Raw genomic sequence first — 773 nt, forward strand, 5'->3', positions numbered from 1 at the left:
ACGAGAAGATAAAATGGCAGGAGGTGAAAGTGTGAATTTAACTATAAGCTTAAAACAACACGTTGGAGCACCATGCAAACCTATTGTTAATGTAGGTGATGAAGTTAAGAAGGGACAGTTAATAGCTGAACCTAATGGACTAGGTGCTAATATACATTCAAGTGTATATGGAAAAATAACAGAAATAACGGATAATAACATAATCATAAAAGCTGATGAAAATCAATTAGATGAATATGTCAAGATAAAAGAAACAGAAAGTCATTTAGACGCAGTTAAAGAGGCTGGAATAGTTGGTGCTGGAGGAGCAGGATTTCCTACACACATTAAATTAAATGTAGATTTAAAAGGTGGATATGTTATAGCAAATGCCGCTGAGTGTGAACCAGTGCTTTCTCATAATGTTGCAGTAATGGAGGAAAATCCAGAAATTATTGTAAAAGGTCTTAAATATGTAGTTGAAATGACTAACGCTTCTAAAGGATATATAGCTATAAAGCCAAAACATAAAAAAGCTATTATAGCTCTTGGTAAAGCTTGTAAAGATGAAGAAAAAATCGAAATAAAGTATTTACCAGATATGTACCCAGCAGGTGATGAGAGGGTTATAATAAGAGAACTACTTAATGTGGAATTAAAACCTGGACAATTACCACTAGAAGCAGGTGCTGTTGTTTGCAACACTGAAACACTGAAAAATATCGTATTAGCTATAGAGGATAGAAAACCTGTTATAACTAAGGATATTACAGTTGGTGGAAGAGTTAAAAATG

The 773-nt window shown here is 33.5% G+C and carries 1 pseudogene; it reads left to right on the forward strand.

From position 1 onward, the window contains the following. Window positions 1-13: 13 nt before the first annotated feature. A pseudogene (locus tag WJW32_RS12340) lies at window positions 14-773 on the forward strand (proline reductase-associated electron transfer protein PrdC); the annotation flags it as partial.

This window comes from Tepidibacter sp. Z1-5, from assembly GCF_037844525.1.
Taxonomy (GTDB): Bacteria; Bacillota; Clostridia; order Peptostreptococcales; family Peptostreptococcaceae; genus Tepidibacter_A.